Below are 16,671 nucleotides of genomic sequence, written 5' to 3'. Positions count from 1 at the left end.
GTTATTACTCAATCAAGCGCCTTGTCTTTAAATATTTTCCCTTCGCACAGCTAGACCAGAAAATTATCGGAATTGGTATAAAACCACTAACTACAGCGTTATTTATTTAATAATTAACGCTGCATTCGTGTAGCGTCCTTCGAAGCCACCGCAGCCTAAAGCTACTTTAATTCCTTCTGAAATCGAGCACTTTAAATAGTAACGAGTATAAGAACAGGGATATGAAATAGCGTCTATTTTTAAGTGTTTTAATTATCATGCTCAAATACTTGTAAATATCTTCTCTTTTAATTCAATTGAATGCAGTTTATAAAGGGTAATGATTATATACCTTAATAGGATTTAACTTTGTCTAACATATTCATCAATAGTCTTTGCTCTAGCTTAGGTTGCCGTTATTGGCTAATATTTATTATCGTCAATATATTATCATTTAATACGGTAGCGGCTGATTTAACACTCAGTGACAATCTAGTCTTGCGGGAGCTAGATGATAAGCCTATAAACCAAAGTTTTTTCTCTCAGAAGCAAACATTTCAACTAGCTAAAGGTGAACATAGCTTAATTATTAAATACAAAGATGTTTTTGAAGATATGCAACTTGGCGAAGATCGCTTAGTCATTTCAGAGCTTTTTGTTGTTAAATTCACCCTGTCTGATCAACAAAACCTTCTTTTAACAACAAGTACCATTAAAAACTTAGCTGCGGCTGAGTTATTTGTTAAATCGCCAAAGCTAATCTTACAAGACGGTAATCAAAAAGAATTGCCATTAGCTTTACAAACATTAAAAGAATATCGATTGGCTAAAGAAGTTAACAAACAAATGACAGCATTATCTATCCAAGCTGCCAATGTTACCCCAGAAAGCTCATTAAAAAATGCAGTTCCTGTTAACAATGCTACAAATATTAATGAAGTTGATGCTATCCCTATGCTTAAATATTGGTGGCAGCAAGCAACACCGACGCAAAAAGCAACTTTTTTGAAATTCATTAACGAAGATAAAATGTTAACTAAATAAACTAAACCTAAATGGATAAATTAATTCCAAAAAGAGTATTTTCAATCACATTATTTCAATTATGTTAATTTTAAGGCTTTCTTATGACATTTAAATCACTACCTACTTTGAATATCCCCTTAAACCAATGTAAACGTTCTTATAAAAAGATAGCATTAACTTGTTTACCGCTAGCTTTTTTATTTTTACCTACACACGCCTTTTCATTTGATGATGAAGGGATTGAAGTCTCGGGTGAGGGGAGTATTGTCGTTGTCCCGGACCAGTTTTCATTAACATTAACCATAACTGAGCGTGGACGAGTGCCTAATAAGCTAAAAAGTTTAGTGGATAAAAAAAGCAACTCAGTCGTTAATGCCGCAATAAGTCTTGGTATAAAAGAAACTAGTATTTCATCTGCTCGTATTAACTTACGTATTGTTGAGGAAGAACCTTCAATTAAAGTACAAGGGATAGAACTGAATAATGCTAAAGGAGTCACTACTTATACTGATGGTCAAGTGGTTAACCAGCAACAAAGTAACAGCCCATATAAAACGCCATTATTTGAATTAAGTCGCCAAGTAACGGTTAATTTTACTAAAATTGAACAATACGATACGTTTTTAGGCGACATCATTAAAATAAATGTGAGTCATATCTCAGCACTCACAATGAATGTAGAACAACGCGACGAGTACTACCAACAGGCTTTATTACAAGCGATTAGTCATGCACAACACAAAGCAGAGCGTATGGCTAAACAAGCAGGTCAAACATTAGGTGATATACAGTTTATTAAAGAATCTTCAAATAATAGTTACCGTCCAATGTATGCAGAGCCAATGATAAGAAGTGCTAATTCAATGGCTCATACTTCATTAACAGGGAATCAAACCATTACTGCACGCGTAGCAGTTAAATTTGATTTTAAAGATTAAATATTTTTAATAACAATGAATAGTTAGGCCAAAGTTAAGTAATAGTTAGCCATAAGTGTGATAAAAGCTTTAATTATTGTTTGTTTTTAGGTATGTTAGCGCCTTTTAATAATAGCTTTCTAAAATAATTCACTTTATGCTTTTCAATCTAAGATTTAGACAAGAGATGTGATTTTTTTTAATAGCCGTTATTAAGCTGTATTTAGCTTGTATATTCTTGAAGTATTAAAGCAATTTTGGCGCTAAGAGAATATGAATCTGATAGAATTGCATAAAGTGCAGTTTATTGCGTAAAGTATTTACCTTGTGAATATTTTATTAAATGATATTTACTCATAAAAAGTGAAGTTTTAATGAAAGAGTTTGTGGTCATTCATGACTATTTAGTTACTCAAGAAATTGTCGGTGACTGGGATGGCCAGGAAGAAGAAGTGGCGGAGCGTATTAATGAAATTTATCATACAATGTACGACTTGGCAGATGAAGATATTGATACAGAAGTTTTAGAGCAGTTATTGGCGCTTGTATGGGATACCTGGATAGGCCAAGCAGAAATTGCCGAAATAGAAACAGATGATATATATGATTGGTGTAAACATGTGCTTGATAATCCCGAGCAACATCTCCAATCAGAAGAATAAAAAGTTCAACATTGGCGCTATTTTCTTGTTAAAGTAATTCAAATTGAATGGCTTTAACAGACAAATGAAGCTAGCTTAAAATTAATTAAAAGTGTAAACAAAAGTGTAGTTATGGAAACTGAAATTAAACGTACAAGTACAAAAGATATTATTGCTTATTTAACTGAAAAGTTTCCTGAGTGTTTCTCAATTAAAGGTCCTGTTAAGCCGCTTAAAATTGGTATATTCCAAGATTTAGCTGAAAAGCTTAGTGATGACGAAACGGTAAGTAAAACACGTTTACGCCAAGCCTTAAGACACTATACAAGTAGTTGGCGTTATTTAAAAGTTATCAAAGTTGGTGCTTATCGTGTTGATATTGATGGCAAAGAGGTGGCTGAAATTGACGAAGAGCAAGCTACTTATGCAAGTAAAACATTAAAAGAAAGCCAAGAAAAATTTGGTAACAAAAAAGCGACAGACAGCGATGCTAAAAAACCTTATAAAGGTAAAGTAAACGCAGCTGCTACAGATAATGCTAAGTCAGGAAATAAAAGAACTGGCGATAAAAAACAAGATTCAGCTAAATTTAAAACAGTTAAATCATCGCCTAAAAAAGTAGTTAAAAAAGAAGCTGCGCCACTTAAGCCTGTAGAATCAGATACTATCAAAATTGGTAGTAGTGTAAGAGTTCAATTAGGTAATTCACCAATGAATGCTACTATCACTGAAATATCTGGCAAAGATATCAGTGTACAACTTGATTCTGGCATGGTTATTAAGACACAGCTTAAAAACATTTACGCATAAGCGGTAGTGCACAGTAGTGGCTATGGTGGAAAGATAAACAACCGATATTCATCACGAATGTCGGTTGTTTATATGTAGCATAGTAAAGTTGTTAGGTTAAATTGAAATTGAATAGGAAATTAATGCATGCAAAAAGTTTGTCGTATCGCTCTCGCCATCTCTTTATCTTTAGGTTTATCTGCTAACGCAGTCGCGTTTGAAAAAATACACACACCTGAAGAACTTCCTGTGCTTATTCCTGAATCTCAGCACGCTATAGCGACAAAACGCGTTACAGCTCGATTTAGCCGCGCACATTATAAAAAAATTGCCATTGATAACGCCTTATCAGCCGAAATATTTGATCGTTTTATCAAGCAACTTGATTATGCACGTAATGTTTTCTTAGCAAGTGATATTGAAAGCTTTCAACAATACCGTAATGAATTTGATACCGTATTAACTCGCGGTAAACTAGAAGCGCCTTATGCTATTTATAATATTAATATGCAAAGACGCTTAGAGCGTTATGAGTATGCGATTAATTTATTAGATACTAATGAAGGTAAAAACCCGTTCGATTTCACTAAAAAAGATGTTTACTTATTTGATCGTGAAGATGAGCCTTGGGCAAAAAGTGAAGCAGAATTAAATGAGTTATGGCGTTTAAAAGTAAAGTTTGATGTATTAAACCTTACCTTGACTAAAAAAGAGTGGCCGAAAGTTAAAGAAATCTTAACTAAACGATACAATTATGCGATTAAACGATTGAAGCAAAGTGAAAGTGAAGATGCTTTTCAGCTTGTTATGAATAGTTTTTCTCGTGTAGTAGAGCCTCATACATCATACCTTTCTCCACGTAATGCTGAACGCTTTCAAGTAGATATGAACTTATCACTAGAAGGTATTGGCGCTGAATTACGTTCTGAGGAAGATTACACGGTTATTCAACGAGTGATCACTGGTGGACCTGCTGATAAGTCTAATCAACTAAAATCGAAAGATCGCATTGTTGGCGTTGCTCAAGACAAAGAAGAATTTGAAGATGTTATTGGTTGGCGATTAGACGATGTTGTAGAACTTATCAAAGGGCCTAAAGGTACAAAGGTTCGCCTACAAATATTATCTGGTGATAGTGATGATGAAGCAAATATAAAAGTTGTCTCAATTGTTCGTGACATTATAAAGTTAGAAGACCGAGCGGCAAAATCAGAAGTTTATTTACAAAACCCTGAAATGGAAAACAGTAAAAAACTTGGCGTAATCACAATTCCAAGTTTTTATAACAACCTATCTACCGATGTAAAAAAAGAAATTGCTTCGTTAAAAGAAGCTGGTGTTGAAGGTATTATTGTTGATTTACGCGGTAATGGTGGTGGCTCTTTACCTGAATCATCTTTATTAACAGGCTTGTTTATCGATAAAGGTCCTGTCGTGCAAATTAGAGATGGTGCAAATCGTATAGAAGTACAAGGTGATAGAGACGGTATTAGCTACTTTGATGGCCCACTTACCGTCATGGTTGACCGATACAGTGCTTCAGCGTCTGAAATATTCTCAGCAGCCATTCAAGATTACGGTCGTGGTGTAATTATTGGAGAGCATACTTTTGGTAAAGGTACGGTCCAACAACATCGTGGTTTAGGTCGTGTTTATGACTTATATGAAAAACCATTAGGAAGTATTCAATATACTATCGCTAAGTTTTATCGTATTAATGGTGGTAGTACTCAACATCGTGGTGTATTACCAGATATTGCATTTCCTACCGCAATTGATCCTGAAGATTGGGGCGAGAGTAAAGAAGAAAATGCCTTACCATGGGATCAAATTCAACGTGCTAAATACACACCTTTAAATGATTTAAGTAAAGATGTGGAATATTTAACAGCGCGTTATCAAGAGCGTATAAAAACTAATCCTGAATTTAATTATTTACTTGAAGATATCAGTGTTTATCAGGCAGAAAAAGATGATAAAACAATTTCATTGAATCTTGTCGACCGTCAAACCGAGCGTGAAGAGAGTAAAGCAAAACGGTTAATCCGAGTAAACAAACAGTTAGCTCTTTTAGGTAAAGAAAAAATCACCGACTTAGATGACTTAACTGATGAACTTGATGAGGTAGACCCATTCTTAGATGAGGCCGCTCGCATCACATTTGATTTTATCGAGTTAGGTAAAGTTGCGAAAAAATAACGTTTAATAAAGCCGCCCATTGAGGCGGCTTTATTCTTGTTAATTACTCCTACACTCAGGTTTTTAATGATTAATGTTAATTAGCCTCAAGATAAAGTGCCTTCAACTCATACTCAACAACCTAGTATGTTAGATGCTGCAACACCTATTATTACCTTAATTATATTATTAACCTTAGTGGTTAGTTATTTATGTTTTATTGGTTTTAATATTAAGAAAATTGTTGTAAAAAATACAAGAGAAACAAGTTCAAGTATAAAGCAGTCGCAACCAAACATTCATTAAATATATTTATTTACGTAAGGCTTTACTATGTCATCTACAGCACCAAGATTTTTAGCGGATTACCGCCCAGCTGATTTTACCATTAATACCGTTAACTTAACGATTGAGTTAGCAGATACCTGCAGTAAGGTTATTAACGAGTTAACCATAGTTAAACAGGGAGAGCATCAACAAGCACTCGTACTGAATGGAGAGCATTTGACTTTGGTTTCATTAGAGATTGATAACCAATTATTAATGGAAGAAGATTATCAAATTACAGATACTTTGCTTACTATCCCTGCAACAAGTTTACCTAAAAGTAATACGTTTACCTTAACAATTAACACCGAAATTAATCCGCTAGACAATACTGCATTAGAGGGTTTATTTAAATCAGGTGATGCTTTTTGTACACAATGTGAAGCTGAGGGTTTTCGTCGAATTAGTTACTACCTAGACCGACCTGATGTCATGGCAACCTTTACCACTAAAGTCATTGCCGATAAAACGTTATACCCATACCTTTTATCAAATGGTAATAAAATTGACTCAGGTGAGTTAGACAATAATCAGCACTTTGTTACATGGCATGACCCTTTTCCAAAACCATGTTATTTATTTGCGTTAGTTGCTGGTGATTTTGACCTACTTGAAGATACGTTTACCACTGTTTCTGGGCGTAAAGTTGCTTTAGAAATTTTTGTTGATAAAGGTAACTTAGCTAAAGCGCAGCATGCCATGGTGTCGCTACAAAAGTCGATGGCTTGGGATGAAGAAACCTTTGGTCTTGAATATGATTTAGACATTTATATGATTGTTGCTGTTGACTTTTTTAATATGGGGGCAATGGAAAATAAAGGCTTAAATGTTTTTAACTCTAAATTTGTTTTAGCAGATAGCCAATGTGCTACAGATACCGATTACTTTAATATTGAAGCGGTTATTGCTCATGAGTATTTTCACAATTGGACTGGTAACCGCGTTACCTGTCGAGACTGGTTTCAATTAAGCTTAAAAGAAGGTTTGACGGTATTTAGAGATCAACAATTTAGTGCAGATATGCATTCAGGAGCGGTGACTCGTATTCAAAATGTCCGAGTATTACGTTCACTACAGTTTGCAGAAGATGCTGGCCCTATGGCGCATCCTATTCGTCCTGAAAAAGTATTAGAGATGAATAACTTTTATACCTTAACCGTGTATGAGAAGGGCTCAGAAGTTATTCGCATGCTACATACCTTAATTGGTGTTGAAAATTTCAGAAAAGGGATGGATTTATACTTTAAACGTTTTGATGGCATGGCCGTTACTTGTGATGACTTTATTAATGCAATGAGTGACGCTAGTGGTAAAAATTTAACACAATTTAAACTGTGGTATAGCCAATACGGCACGCCTGTAATCAAAGTCAATGAAGTATTTGAGCCAAGTAGTAATACCTACACGTTAACTTTGTCACAACAATCGCCAGTAACTAAAAAGCAGCCTGATCCGCAAGCGTTACATATTCCGGTTAAGATTGAATTAATTAGTGGCGATGCAACAAGTAATCATAATGAATTACTTGAGTTAACGGGGGAAGAACAGCAGTGGACGTTCAATGGCTTTAGCGAAAAACCAACTCTAGCTATGCTTGCTGATTTCAGTGCCCCAGTTAAGTTAGTGTTTGATCAAGATGATGCAAGTTTACTAAAAATAATGAAACAAGCAGACAATAGTTTTTGTCGTTGGGATGCAGGACAAAAACTATTAATGTCGACAATTCATAAATTAGCTTTTAACAGTGATTACGTTATTCCTAACACATTACTCAATGCGATAAATGAGATTTTACAAAGTGATGAAGATAAAGCCTTTATTGCTGAGCAAATATCACTGCCAAGTTTTGATGAAGCTGCAGGCTTAATGATAGATGTTGCTCCTCTAGCACTTTGTAATGCTATCACTGCATTATCTCTTTTTATTGCTCAAGGCACACAACAACAATTACTAACAAGCTTTAAAGCCTGTCAGCAAGCAAATGGGCAAGATTGCGTAGCGAATAGATCGCTAAAAAATGTGTGTTTAACTTATTTAAGTCGCTTACCTGAATATCAGAGTTTAGTTGCGGAGCAATATCAGTTAGCTGCGAACAATTCAGACGTTACACAAGAAAACATGACAGATACCCTAGCAGCACTGACATGCTCAGCTAAGTCTAACTTGCCAGAGCTAAGTGGTCAGCTTAATCACTTTGAGAAAAAATGGCATGATACAACATTGGTAATGGATAAATGGTTTGCTTTAAATGCTTCTGTAGTCAGTGACGATATATTTATGCAACTTAATGAATTAATTGAACACCCTCAGTTTACTTTAAAAAATCCTAATAGAGCGCGCTCAGTTATTGGTGCTTTTGCGATGAATAATCCTAAGTATTTTCATTGTAAAACGGGACGTGGTTATCAATTTTTATCGCAGCAAATTGCTAAAATGAATGATATTAACCCACAAGTCGCCTCAAGATTAATAACGCCATTAATGCAATATAAAAACTTTGCTGCAGAACATCAGCAATTGATGAAGGCAGAGTTATTAACTTTACAGGCATTACCAAATTTATCTAATGACTTAAAAGAGAAGCTTGATGCTGCACTAACTGATTAATTTCAGCTTAGTTAGTAACATAGTTTTATCTAAGTTTTATCTAAGTTGTATTTGCTTGAGTGAGTAATAAAATTTTACTCATTCAACAATAATATTTTACTGCAATAATTTATCCTATTAAAATATGAAGTATTATTTCTCTCTTAATATAACAGCCAATGAATTTTTGCCTTACTATCAAGGTACAATTCGGAACGTTGTAGTCATGACAACAGCTGGTGTTAAAGTGCAATTTCCGGCTATGCATCTGCGTAAACACCTCACATTAAGCGGTATAAGTGGAAGGTTTTGTTTAGAAACACAAAATAATAAATTTGTTTCCTTATCAAAATTAAGATAACAGCTTCTACTGTCTGTTCATCATCGAAATAATGTTCTTTCATTATGGTTATCGTTAACCTCAGCTCGGATAGTAATACGACCAAGCTAAGCTTTTTTCATCACTAGCGGCGTTGTTTTTATTATTAATAGGTCGAGGTAGGTAATTACTTTGCTAGTGGATAAATCGACATCACTGTACAAGCTTTTTAATTTATAATATATGTTTTTACTGGTTATCGTAGCCATTATCTTGAATTGAGATTATTTAGACTATAGTGAGGTAAATTATTGGCTTTAACTTTATTAACAAGTAAAGCAAACATTTTTAACTATTTTATTGTGTTTTTCGACTTTAAACGCTAGTTTTAAACGTAACATTAAAATACCTTGTTAGCTTGATGCAAGTCATTAAAATATAGAGTTTTAACTCACTTTATTGCGCTTGCTACCAAAGTTAAATGATGTAATTATTGTTGCTGTTAAAATTTACTAATAAAAGTAAAAATATAATTAATAACAATCACTACGGACATATTTTAGGTGATGTTTAAGTTTCTGCATCATGCTGGGAATAGGGGATAAACTCGATGAATAATAAGCTAGATTATGGCTTCAATATAAAGCCGTTAGCTGTTGGTATTGCCGCCGCACTTTCTATGTCATTACTAACGTCAACATTTAATACTGCTCATGCCGCAAGGTGGGATGTATCTGATGTAGAGATCACTTTTGATTCTACCTTCAGTCTTGGTACCAGTTGGCGTACAGAAGATAGAAACTGGAATGATAATGTCGGTAAGTCAAATAACGCTAATAATGGTTTAGATTTTAGTAATTATAAAGTTTATGCTCCAAACCCAGTTAAAGAAGATATTTGGGCGCAAGGTGCTGGCAGTTATTCAACTAATGGTGATAATGGCAATTTGTCATATAATGCAGGTGAAAGCTTTTCTACCATGATCAAAGGTTTGCATGAGCTAAATGTTCATTATGACAATGTTGGTATGTTTGTTCGATTTATGTATTTTTATGATTATGCAATGATGAATAAAGATCGTGCATGGAGCGACTCATTAACTAATACAACTTTTGATCCTTGTCGTGACAGTGATGCTAAAGAGCAGGTTTGTCAAGATTTCCGCTTATTAGATGCTTACGTTTATGGTGACTTTGAAATAGCAGATATGCCACTGTCTGTTCGCCTTGGTGATCAAGTGATCAGCTGGGGTGAAAGTTCTCTGATCTCACATGGGATAAGTGAAATTAACCCCGTTGATATTGCCCGTTTACGTGCACCAGGAGCAGAGCTTAAAGAAGCATTTATTCCTTTTGGGGCTTTATGGGCGTCATTAGGTGTTACTGATAATTTCAACATTGAAATGTTTTATCAATACAGCTGGGAAAAAACAGTATTACCACCCCCTGGCAGTTATTTTTCAACCAATGACTTTGCCGGTGATGGCGGACAATATAATAATGTCCAACTTGGCTTTGGCGGCAACCCCGATATGAATTTAGATTATTTAACATCTGGGTTGAATGATATCGGTGATACTTTGCGATCAGCGATAGCGTCGGGTGAACCTTCAGCCATAGCATCGGCGCAAGCCGCTGCTGGTCAAATGTACTCTGCTTACGCGGCTAACCTCACGCTTAGAGCACCAAGCTCGCAAGCAGAAAATGAACCAAATGATGGTGGCCAATACGGTTTGCGTTTATCTTGGTTTTTACCTGAGTTAAACGATACTGAATTTAGTTTATATTATGTGAATTATCACAGTAGACGCCCTATATTCTCAGGTATCACCGCAAACTTTAGCGCCGAGTCTATTGCTGATGATATAGGTATGATAGCAAGCACACCTATCACTACCGATAACTATTCACAATTAAATAGTTTTTCGCGTGTTGAGTTAGATTACCCCGAAGATATTAATATGTATGCATTAAGCTTTAATACCGCGATTGGTACCACTGCTTTTGCTGGGGAAATAAGCTATCGTCAAGATGAGCCGTTACAAATAGATGATGTAGAGCTTTTATTTGCGGCTGTTCCTCAACAGCTAGCCAATACAGGCTCACCAACTTATGCGGCATTAGATGGTGTTTCACAAATGACTAAAGCTGATGGATCGACTTATGGCTCAAGTGAATATGCACAAGGTTATATTTTATCTGATACCATTCAAGCACAAATGACATTAACACAACTATTTGGACCAACCTTAGGTGCTAGTCAGTTAGCAGGGCTTATTGAAGTGGGTGGTATTAATATTAATGATATGCCAGATCCAAACGATTTACGCTTAAATGGCCCCGGTACATCGCGTAATGGTGGTATCACAGGTAGTCCAGGTTTAGAGAATGCTTTACAAGGTGGAGTTGAAGCAAATCCATTTCCAACTGAATTTGCTTGGGGTTATCGCGCCGTTGCAAAGCTTGATTACACTAACGTTATTGCGGGAATCAATATGGCTCCACGCATAGTATTCGCTCATGATGTCTCTGGCATAACACCTGATCCTCTATTTATGTTTATCGAGGAAAGAAAAAGTGTCTCATTAGGAGTAAGCTTTGAATACCAAAGCAGTTGGTCGGCAGATTTAACTTATAATACTTTCTTCGACGGGGTTGGTACAACTAACCAGATGAGCGACCGTGATTACGCTTCTTTCAGCATCAAATATTCAATCTAATTTTAAGGCATAACTCATGAGAAATAACATGAATAAAGTCACAGTATTATCAGTAGCCATTACTATGGCAGTATCGTTAAGTACATCAACGAGCGCTTTTGCTAAAATAACAGCAGAGCAAGCAGCAAGGTTATCAACAGACTTAACACCTTTAGGTGCAGAGCGTGCAGGTAACAAAGATGGTTCAATTCCGGCTTGGACTGGCGGTATCACTAAGCCTCCAGCAGGATATGAAGTAGGTGACCATCACCTTGATCCTTACCCTGATGATAAAATAGAATTTACTATCACCGCTAAAAATGTTTCTAAATATAAAAACGTATTAACACCAGGGCAAATTAAATTATTTGAGACATACCCTGAAACCTTCAAAATGAATATTTATAAGACACACCGCAGTGCTTCATATCCTGATTTTGTTTATCAAGCAGTGCTTGATAATGCAACTAGAGCAACATTAAATGAAGGTGGTAATGGTTTAAAGCAAGCGGCTGTTGGTATTCCATTTCCTATTCCTGAAAATGGTTTAGAAGCTATCTGGAATCATTCGTTACGTTACCGTGGTGAAAGTGTTATTCGAGAGGCTGGTCAAGCAGCACCAACAGCATCAGGTAGCTATACTTATGTGGGGTTAGATGAATCTTTAATATTGCCTTATAATATTAAAGGAGCTTCACCGACAGAGCTTGAAGAATCAAATATTTTATTTAAGTTTAAACAAAAAGTCACAGAGCCTGCACGCTTAGCTGGCTCGGCCTTACTTGTTCATGAAACCATGGATCAGGTTAAGACACCACGTCAAGCTTGGGTATATAATACAGGACAACGCCGTGTACGTCGCGCACCTAATGTTGCTTATGATGCACCGGGTACAGCGTCAGATGGATTAAGAACAACTGATGATTTTGATATGTATAACGGAGCACCAAATCGTTATAACTGGACATTAATAGGCAAACAAGAGTTATTGATCCCTTATAATGATTATCGACTTCACAGTGATAAATTAAAATATGATGACATTTTACATGCAGGTCACATTAACCCTGATTTAGTACGTTATGAAAAACACCGTGTTTGGGTTGTTGAAGCAAATCTTAAAGAAGGGATGCGTCATATATACAAAAAACGTGTTTTCTATATAGATGAAGACAGTTGGCAAGTAGCAGCGACAGATATTTATGATAACCGTGATGAACTCTATCGCGTTGGTATTTCGCATACCGTAAATTATTATGAAGTACCAACTCTTTGGTCAACACTTGATGTATTTCACGATCTTCAGTCAAGACGTTATATTGCTTTAGGCTTAGACAACGAGGCTGATATGTATGACTTTAAGACTAAGTTGGATGAAGGCGACTATACACCTGCGGCGTTAAGACGCGATGGCCGTAGATAATTACTGAGTTAAAATGGCTGACGATGTCAGCCATTTTTATATAGCCTGTTTCATAAAAATTATTTCATATTCACTAGTTCATTTTAATCATGTTAACCTAAGCAGATTCAATCTAAGTAGGTTTAGCTTACGTTACGGTTAGCTTAAACCGATTTAGATAAATATTTCAGTAAACCATAAGAGTAGAATTATGCGCATAATTACTTGTGTAGCCGTTTTTTGTATTTTCCTTTCTTCTATTACCGCACTAAGCGCTAAACAAAATAGTGCTGTTATGCCATCCCCTGCAACAAAGTCTCCATTAGCGGCTAAGTCTTTATTATTAGATATATCCCCCGTTGGTACTGATAGATTAGTCGCGGTTGGCGAACACGGCAATATTTTAGTATCAAGTGACGGGGAAAATTGGCAACAAGTTAATGTACCAGTTCAAGCAACGTTAACAGCGGTATATTTTCTAAATGACAAATTAGGTTGGGCTGTTGGCCATGATGCAACTATATTGTACAGCAGCGATGGTGGTCTTAATTGGCAAATACAGCAATACCTCCCTTTATTAGAAAAACCACTGTTTGATGTGTTTTTTAAAAACGCTAAAGAAGGCGTTGCTATTGGTGCTTATGGGCAATTTTTTCGTACTAAGGATGGTGGTTTAACTTGGCAGAGTGAGTTTCATCAAGCTTTTCTTTTAAGTGATGATGTTGAATATATTAATGAATTAAAACAAGAAGACGAAGCAGCTTATTTAGATGAGATTGCTTTTATTTTACCTCACTTTAATACTTTAGTGGCTGAAGGCGATAACTTATTCTTAATAGGTGAAATGGGTTTATTAGCGCAAAGTGATGACTTTGGGCGTACTTGGCAACCATTTGAACAATTTTATCAAGGCTCGTTTTTTACGCTGGCATCTATCAATAAAAATCATCTATTAGTTGCGGGTTTACGCGGACATGTTTTTAGCCGTAATGGCGAAGATGCAAACTGGCAGGAAGTTGCAACCAACACTACAGTATTATTAAATGACATTGTATTGTCTGATGATGAACGTATTTTCATATTAGGGAATAATGGTATGTTACTTATAAGTACAGATGACGGTGTTAGCTTTACTAAACACCCTCAAAAAGATGGCAAAACATTGATTGCCGGTGTTTGGTTTAAAAATAAACTTGTCACGGTATCAGACGTAGGGATAAAAGTGGTTGCATTACCTAGCAACTAAAACTGCTAAGTCACGAGCGACCAACAAGCTAAATAACATCTAAATTCAAAAAACATATCGTCATTCACTTTAATTATTGAAGATTTATCAATATGAAAATATCTATCGCTAGCCACATCGAAATGGCTCTTTTTCGCCATAAGTTATTAGTTTTATTACTATTTGTGCTTGCCAGTGTCTTTTTTATGTTTCAAGCAACACAAATAAAGCTTGATGCGTCTTTTACAAAAAACATTCCGCTCAATCACAGTTATATGAAAACCTATTTAAAGCATAGGGCTAACTTTGGTGGTGCAAATAATATTTTAATTTCGGTTTGTGATAGTCGAGGCGATATATTTAATGATGAATTTTTTAACGGCTTAAAAGGTGTTCACGACAAACTGTTTTTTATTCCAGGGGTAGATCGAACACAGGTTAAATCACTATTCTCGCCTAGTACTCGTTTTGTTGAAGTGGTAGAAGATGGTTTTGCTGGTGGTCCTGTTATTCCTGCAGACTTCCAACCCACAGCGCAAGGTTTAGGTGTTGTTAAAGCGAATATCGAAAAAGCAGGGATTGTTGGCAGTATGGTTGCCGATGATTACAGTTGCGCCATGGTAAAAACAGCGTTACTAGAATTTAATCCTGATACAGGAGATAAGCTAGATACTCTTGAATTAGCACAAACGTTAGAGCAAGACATTCGTCAATCTTTTGAAACCAATAATATTAGTGTGCATATTATTGGTTTTACAAAAATGGTTGGTGATGTTGCCGAAGGTGCGAAGGGCGTTGTGCTCTTTTTTGCTATCGCTATCGCTATAACAGCAGTAATGGTATATATCTTTAGTCATTCTATCCGTTTAACATTGTTACCAATTGCTTGTTCATTGATTGCGGTTATTTGGCAAATGGGAATGTTATCAACCCTAGGGTTTGGTTTAGATCCCATGTCAATTTTAATCCCATTTCTGGTGTTTGCTATTGGTGTCAGCCATGGTGTGCAAATGATTAATTCAGTGGTTAAAAAAGTTGCCACTGGTTTAACCGCAGCAGCAGCATCACAAGCAAGTTTTAGAGCTTTATTAATTCCGGGAGGTGTTGCTTTATTATCTGATACGGTTGGTTTTTTAACCTTATTGTCAATTGATATTGGTATTATTAAAGAGCTAGCTATTACTGCCTCAATTGGTGTAGCGATGATCATTTTAACCAATCTTATTTTATTACCTATCTTACTTTCTTACACTAAAATAAAAGCGAATGCTAAAGTTGGTGTACTCAGTGAAGATAGTACTTTTTGGATTTTTATCTCTAGCTTCGCTAAAAAACCACGTGCCAGAGTTATTCTCATTGTTACCGCTATTTTATTTGTTGTAGGCTTTTACCAAGGACAAGGCCTTAAAATTGGAGAACTACATGCGGGAGCACCTGCATTACATGAATCATCACGTTACAATCAAGATACTTTTTTAATTACTGACAGGTATGCGATCAGTGTTGACTATATGTCAGTCATTGTTGAGACCAACGCTGACGCTTGTACATCTTACGATATAATGTCGACCATGGATCGTTTTCAGTGGACTATGGAAAACGTACCAGGTGTTCAATCTGCAGTCAGCTTATCTTCAATATCTAAGGTAGTTAATGCCGGTTATAACGAAGGTAACCCTAAGTGGCGCGTTATTCCTCGCAATCAGCAAACGCTTGTTCAATCAATTGCACGAGTGCCTTCTTCAAGTGGCTTACTTAATAATGATTGTAGTGTTATGCCAGTGATCTTATTTTTAGAAGATCATAAAGCTCATACTATAGATACAGTGGTTGCTGCGGTAAAAGCCGCGGCGGTTGATTTAGAAAGTGAACATATGAAGTTTACCTTAGCTTCTGGTCCTGTAGGGGTTATGGCGGCAACGAATGAAGCCGTAGCTGAAGCGCAGCTTCCTATGATAATGTATGTTTACGGCGCTGTTATCGCGCTATGTTTAATTAGCTTTAGAAGCGTGCGAGCCACTTTAGTTGTAGTTTTACCTTTGTATGTTGTGTCGACGTTAGCGCAATGGTTAATGACGGTACTTGATATTGGCTTAACGGTTTCTACTTTACCGGTAATCGCATTAGGTGTTGGTATTGGTGTTGATTACGGCATTTATATACTCTCTACTATGAGCAATAAACTTCAATCAGGAATGAATGTGCATGAAGCATACCTTACCGCATTAAAAGAGCGAGGTAGTGCTGTACTCATTACTGGCTTAACCTTAGCTATTGGCGTTTCTACGTGGTTCTTTTCTACATTGAAATTTCAGGTAGATATGGGCATATTACTAACCTTTATGTTCTTGGTTAATATGTTAGCAGCCATTATTATTTTACCTGCACTATCAGCTTTTTTATGGCGTGATAAAAAGCGTAAAGAATAAACAAGTAAGGTGTGAATATTAATTTCTAAAATAAAGAATAACAGTGTATTAAAGGGCTTAATAAGATGAAAAGTATCTTATTAAGCCTTTTTTTGACTGCACAGATGAGCTTATTATTTTTAAGGTATTACTCGCTGTACATAAATCAACAAAAA

11 protein-coding genes are annotated in these 16,671 nt (G+C 35.9%); all 11 read left to right on the top strand.

Annotated elements, in window-relative coordinates; all coding sequences use genetic code 11:
* Nucleotides 1–348: 348 nt before the first annotated feature.
* Nucleotides 349–1,023 carry a DUF2057 family protein gene (locus KO502_RS13310; protein WP_216023054.1) on the top strand — a complete coding sequence of 225 codons (675 nt, stop codon included), beginning with the start codon at nucleotides 349–351 and terminating at the stop codon, nucleotides 1,021–1,023.
* Nucleotides 1,024–1,106: 83 nt separating this feature from the next.
* Nucleotides 1,107–1,943 (top strand): SIMPL domain-containing protein, encoded by an 837-nt coding sequence (locus tag KO502_RS13305; RefSeq protein ID WP_216023053.1) that lies wholly within the window; start codon nucleotides 1,107–1,109, stop codon nucleotides 1,941–1,943.
* Nucleotides 1,944–2,296: 353 nt separating this feature from the next.
* On the top strand, nucleotides 2,297–2,584 hold the full coding sequence (locus KO502_RS13300; protein ID WP_216023052.1) for a hypothetical protein: 288 nt from the start codon (nucleotides 2,297–2,299) through the stop codon (nucleotides 2,582–2,584).
* A gap of 111 nt (nucleotides 2,585–2,695) precedes the next feature.
* Nucleotides 2,696–3,373, top strand: a complete 678-nt coding sequence (gene proQ, locus KO502_RS13295; protein ID WP_216023051.1) for an RNA chaperone ProQ — start codon at nucleotides 2,696–2,698, stop codon at nucleotides 3,371–3,373.
* 126 nt (nucleotides 3,374–3,499) lie between these two features.
* On the top strand, nucleotides 3,500–5,551 hold the full coding sequence (prc, locus tag KO502_RS13290) for a carboxy terminal-processing peptidase (RefSeq protein ID WP_216023050.1): 2,052 nt from the start codon (nucleotides 3,500–3,502) through the stop codon (nucleotides 5,549–5,551).
* Nucleotides 5,552–5,863: 312 nt separating this feature from the next.
* Entirely contained in the window at nucleotides 5,864–8,464 is a 2,601-nt protein-coding gene (pepN, locus tag KO502_RS13285; RefSeq protein WP_216023049.1) for an aminopeptidase N, read from the top strand.
* Between the two features lie 124 nt (nucleotides 8,465–8,588).
* Nucleotides 8,589–8,804: a DUF2835 domain-containing protein gene (locus tag KO502_RS13280; RefSeq protein ID WP_216023048.1), complete on the top strand. Its 216-nt coding sequence runs from the start codon at nucleotides 8,589–8,591 to the stop codon at nucleotides 8,802–8,804.
* Between the two features lie 568 nt (nucleotides 8,805–9,372).
* A complete protein-coding gene (locus KO502_RS13275) occupies nucleotides 9,373–11,481 on the top strand; it encodes a DUF1302 domain-containing protein (protein WP_216023047.1) in 2,109 nt (702 codons plus the stop codon).
* Nucleotides 11,482–11,497: 16 nt separating this feature from the next.
* Nucleotides 11,498–12,883: a DUF1329 domain-containing protein gene (locus KO502_RS13270; protein ID WP_252730762.1), complete on the top strand. Its 1,386-nt coding sequence runs from the start codon at nucleotides 11,498–11,500 to the stop codon at nucleotides 12,881–12,883.
* 190 nt (nucleotides 12,884–13,073) lie between these two features.
* The gene (locus tag KO502_RS13265; protein ID WP_216023046.1) at nucleotides 13,074–14,108 is read left to right on the top strand and encodes a YCF48-related protein; all 1,035 of its coding nucleotides are present in this window, start codon (nucleotides 13,074–13,076) and stop codon (nucleotides 14,106–14,108) included.
* 92 nt (nucleotides 14,109–14,200) lie between these two features.
* Entirely contained in the window at nucleotides 14,201–16,516 is a 2,316-nt protein-coding gene (locus KO502_RS13260) for an MMPL family transporter (RefSeq protein WP_216023045.1), read from the top strand.
* The last annotated feature ends 155 nt before the right edge of the window (nucleotides 16,517–16,671 follow it).

The organism is Colwellia sp. E2M01 (assembly GCF_018860585.1).
In the GTDB taxonomy this organism is placed as follows: domain Bacteria; phylum Pseudomonadota; class Gammaproteobacteria; order Enterobacterales; family Alteromonadaceae; genus Colwellia.
The sequence above is the reverse complement of the archived record's forward strand: the minus strand, read 5'-3'. Positions and strand labels throughout refer to the sequence as shown.

Coding starts and splice junctions, on each gene's coding strand:
- KO502_RS13280 (WP_216023048.1), top strand. CDS start 8,589: ATGAAGTATTATTTCTCTCTTAATATAACAGCCAATGAATTTTTGCCT.
- pepN (WP_216023049.1), top strand. CDS start 5,864: ATGTCATCTACAGCACCAAGATTTTTAGCGGATTACCGCCCAGCTGAT.
- prc (WP_216023050.1), top strand. CDS start 3,500: ATGCAAAAAGTTTGTCGTATCGCTCTCGCCATCTCTTTATCTTTAGGT.
- proQ (WP_216023051.1), top strand. CDS start 2,696: ATGGAAACTGAAATTAAACGTACAAGTACAAAAGATATTATTGCTTAT.
- KO502_RS13305 (WP_216023053.1), top strand. CDS start 1,107: ATGACATTTAAATCACTACCTACTTTGAATATCCCCTTAAACCAATGT.
- KO502_RS13300 (WP_216023052.1), top strand. CDS start 2,297: ATGAAAGAGTTTGTGGTCATTCATGACTATTTAGTTACTCAAGAAATT.
- KO502_RS13265 (WP_216023046.1), top strand. CDS start 13,074: ATGCGCATAATTACTTGTGTAGCCGTTTTTTGTATTTTCCTTTCTTCT.
- KO502_RS13270 (WP_252730762.1), top strand. CDS start 11,498: ATGAGAAATAACATGAATAAAGTCACAGTATTATCAGTAGCCATTACT.
- KO502_RS13275 (WP_216023047.1), top strand. CDS start 9,373: ATGAATAATAAGCTAGATTATGGCTTCAATATAAAGCCGTTAGCTGTT.
- KO502_RS13260 (WP_216023045.1), top strand. CDS start 14,201: ATGAAAATATCTATCGCTAGCCACATCGAAATGGCTCTTTTTCGCCAT.